4 protein-coding genes are annotated in these 3,692 nt (G+C 70.5%); 3 read left to right on the plus strand and 1 reads right to left on the minus strand.

Annotated features, from left to right (window positions below):
* Window positions 1-39 precede the first annotated feature (39 nt).
* Window positions 40-573 (minus strand): TetR family transcriptional regulator, encoded by a 534-nt coding sequence (locus ACFVDI_RS28545; RefSeq protein WP_378912254.1) that lies wholly within the window; start codon window positions 571-573, stop codon window positions 40-42.
* A 122-nt stretch (window positions 574-695) separates the two neighbouring features.
* Between ACFVDI_RS28545 and ACFVDI_RS28550 the strand changes: the two genes are divergently transcribed.
* The 3 genes from ACFVDI_RS28550 to erm all read left to right on the plus strand — a co-directional run bounded on the left by ACFVDI_RS28550 (window position 696) and on the right by erm (window position 3,649).
* Window positions 696-1,229 carry a DinB family protein gene (locus ACFVDI_RS28550; RefSeq protein ID WP_378912255.1) on the plus strand — a complete coding sequence of 178 codons (534 nt, stop codon included), beginning with the start codon at window positions 696-698 and terminating at the stop codon, window positions 1,227-1,229.
* A 35-nt stretch (window positions 1,230-1,264) separates the two neighbouring features.
* Window positions 1,265-2,665 (plus strand): NAD(P)H-quinone dehydrogenase, encoded by a 1,401-nt coding sequence (locus ACFVDI_RS28555; RefSeq protein WP_378912256.1) that lies wholly within the window; start codon window positions 1,265-1,267, stop codon window positions 2,663-2,665.
* Window positions 2,666-2,890: 225 nt separating this feature from the next.
* Window positions 2,891-3,649 (plus strand): 23S ribosomal RNA methyltransferase Erm, encoded by a 759-nt coding sequence (erm, locus tag ACFVDI_RS28560; protein ID WP_378912257.1) that lies wholly within the window; start codon window positions 2,891-2,893, stop codon window positions 3,647-3,649.
* Window positions 3,650-3,692: the final 43 nt, after the last annotated feature.

The raw sequence follows: 3,692 nt of genomic DNA on the forward strand, positions 1-3,692 counted from the left end.
GGATCCGCGGATCCGGGCCTCGTCACGTCTGCGGGTCCTCTAGACCCCCGGCGTGACCGGGCCGATCTCGATCCCGAGCATGCCCCACGCCCGTCGGGCGGTGGCCTCACGTGCCTCGAGCGTCGGCCCGTGCACCGCGCCGGAGACCATCGCGACGGCGAGCATGACCTCGTCGGTGCCGTAGGTCTCCTTCGGGAGGCCGTCGATGGTGGTGCGTACCCGATCGGCGAGGAGCCGCGAGCTCTCCTCGCTGCTGAGCCGGATGATGCCGACGAACGCGGTCGAGCGGATCATCTGCCAGGTGACGACGCCGAGCACATCGGCCAGCGTCGCATCCGGCCTGGCCGCGACCTGCTCGATGTCGCGTACGTTCTCCTCCAGCACCGCTGTGGCCAGGGTGGCCCGGTCGGGGAAGTGCCGGTAGAGGGTGCCCTGGCCGACCCCGGCGCGCTTGGCGACGGCCGACATCGGGGCGTCGAGACCCTGCTCGGCGAGCACCTCGCGGGCTGCCGAGATCAGGAGGTCGCGGTTGCGGACCGCGTCGCTCCGGATCGGGTTCGCGGGGCTGGTCATCCCAGCAGGGTAATGGTCGGCGGATCTTTTCCGGGCTCCCGCTCCAAAGCGGACAGAAACTGACCTGAATGACTCATAGCGTTGTCGGTGTCAGAAGGAAACACCACCAAGGAGTCCATGCCATGACCGCAACCGCCGTGAACGCCACCGCCACCTCCATCTCCTCGCGCGAGCGCGCCGACCTGCTGGAGACGCTGGCCAAGCACCGCGGCTTCCTGCGATTCGCGGTCCGCAACCTGACCGACGAGCAGGCACGACTCACCCCGACCGCCTCCGCGCTCAGTCTCGGCGGCCTGGTCAAGCACGTCGCCGCCGGCGAGCGGGGCTGGGCCGACTTCATCGTCCGCGGCGCGGTGGCCCAGGAGCTCACGCCGGAGAAGTACGCCGAGTTCGCCGCCGACTTCGTGCTCGCCGAGGACGAGACCCTGGAGAGTGTGCTCGAGGCGTACGAGGACGTGGCCGCCGCGACCGACGAGCTGATCCGCACCGTCGACCTCGACGCGGACCACGCCCTTCCCGAGGCTCCGTGGTTCGAGGCCGGCGCGCGCTGGTCCAACCGCCGCGTCATCGCCCACATCCTGGCCGAGACCGCCCAGCACGCCGGCCACGCCGACATCATCCGGGAGACCATCGACGGTCAGAAGACGATGGGCTGATCCTGACCCTCCAGGGGCGTGGAAGAATGCGGCCCATGGCGCGGGTGACGATCATTGGTGGGGGTCCAGGCGGATACGAGGCGGCGCTGGTCGCGCAGCAGCTCGGGGCGGAGGTGACGGTCGTCGACCGTGACGGCCTCGGGGGCAGCGCGGTGCTGACCGACTGCGTGCCGAGCAAGACCCTGATCGCGACCTCCGAGCTGATGTCGGACATGACGCTCGCCCGCGACCTGGGCATCCACTTCCGTGACCACCAGGGCGACCCGGCCACCGAGCTCTACGCCGACCTGGGCGTCGTGAACAAGCGGGTCAAGTCGCTCGCGCTCGCGCAGTCCAGCGACATCGAGAGCCGGCTGTCCCGTCGCGGCATCCGGATCGTCAAGGGCACCGGGCGCATCGACGCCGACAAGCGTCAGGTGATCGCGACCCGGGCCCAGGACGGCGGCGAGGAGGCGATCGAGAACGATGCCGTGCTGATCGCCACCGGCGCCCGGCCCCGGGTGCTCCCCACCGCGCAGCCCGACGGCGAGCGGATCCTCACCTGGGAGCAGGTCTACGACCTCGACGAGCTGCCCTCCCACATGATCGTGGTCGGCTCGGGTGTCACCGGCGCGGAGTTCGCCAGCGCCTACCTCAACCTCGGCTCCCAGGTCACCCTGGTCTCCTCGCGCGACCGTGTGCTCCCCGGTGAGGACGCGGACGCGGCGACGGTCCTCCAGGACGTACTCGAGCGTCAGGGCATGAACATCCTCAGCAAGTCACGGATGGAGTCGGTGACCCGCTCCGGGGACGTCGTCACGGTCCGGCTGACCGATGGCCGCGAGGTCACCGGCAGCCACTGCATCCTCGCGCTCGGCTCGATCCCCAACACCGAGGGCCTCGGCCTGGAGGAGGCCGGCATCGAGCTCGACGAGGGCGGGTTCATCCGCACCGACAAGGTGTCGCGCACCTCCGCCTACGGCGTGTACGCAGCCGGCGACTGCACCGGCGGCTTCATGCTCGCCTCGACCGCCGCCATGGCCGGCCGGATCGCGATGCGCCACTTCCTCGGCGACGCGGTCATCCCGATGGACCTCAAGGAGGTCGCGGCCAACGTCTTCACCTCTCCCGAGATCGCCACGGTCGGCTACTCCCAGGCCCAGGTCGACTCCGGCGAGGTCGTCGCCGACACCCTGCGCCTCGACCTCAAGGGCAACCCGCGGGCCAAGATGCAGGGCATCACCGACGGCTTCGTGAAGCTGATCTCGCGCCCCGGCACCGGTGTCGTCATCGGCGGCGTCGTGGTCGGCCCGCGCGCCTCTGAGCTCATCCACCCGATCGCCCTCGCCGTCTCCACCGGGCTGACCGTCGACCAGATCGCCAACACCTTCACCGTCTACCCGTCGATCTCCGGTTCCACCGCCGAGGCCGCCCGCCGCCTCCACCACGTCGAGTAGGCGATTCGGCCATCTATAAACGGTGTGCGAGCGGGGCCGCGGCTTCGCTAGCGTGACCGCCATGGGTAACTGCTGCATGACGTTGTTCGTCCGGATCCGCCTCCGCTGACGGCGCGGATCCCACCGAAGCACTCGTCGCATTCGCGCCGCCACCTGGCACCCTGCCGGGCGGCTCTCGAGTGCTACCCGCATGCCGCCCGGCTCCTTCTGTCTCGAGGAGCATCCATGTCCGACGTACGCCCTGGCCGGCACGAGCTCGGCCAGAACTTTCTCACCGACAGGTCGACAGTCGACCGCATCGTCCATCTCGTCTCGCAGCGGCAGGGTCCGCTGGTCGAGTGGGGCACCGGCAACGGTGCCGTCACACTGGCTCTGGCCGAGCTGGGCCGGCCGCTGCAGGGGGTCGAGATCGACTCTCGCCGCGCGGCCGACCTGCGCCGACGGATCGGTACGCACGTGTGTATCGCCGAAGGCGACATCCTGCGGCACGCGCCACCTCAGGACGCGGTCGTCGTCTCCAACGTCCCGTTCCACCTGACCACACCGATCCTGCGCCACCTGCTCGCCACGACGACGTGGCGCCATGCCGTACTCCTCACCCAGTGGGAGGTCGCCCGCAAGCGTGCGGGCGTCGGCGGTACGACCCAGCTCACCGCGCAGTGGTGGCCGTGGTTCACCTTCACCCTCGACCGGCGCGTCCCGTCGACGGCCTTCCGCCCGCGGCCCAACGTCGACGGTGGGCTGCTGCTCATCGACCGGCGCCCGGTGCCGTTGGTCCCCGGGTCGGAGCTCCGCGACTTCCAGTCGTGGGTGGCGAGGGTCTTCAGCAGCCGCGGCCGCGGGGTCGCCGAGATCCTGCGCCGCAACGGCGTCCCCGGTGCGCTCGCGGATCGGATCGCCCGGCGGCGCCGGCGGTCTCACGCGCCCGTGCTGCCGCGGGATCTGCGTGTGGAGGATTGGGTCGAGGCGTACGCAGCGCTCTGACCCTGCCGCAAGGGCACGCCCGTCGGCCGAGATGGCACCGAGG

The organism is Nocardioides sp. NPDC057767, from assembly GCF_042798275.1.
Classification (GTDB): domain Bacteria; phylum Actinomycetota; class Actinomycetes; order Propionibacteriales; family Nocardioidaceae; genus Nocardioides.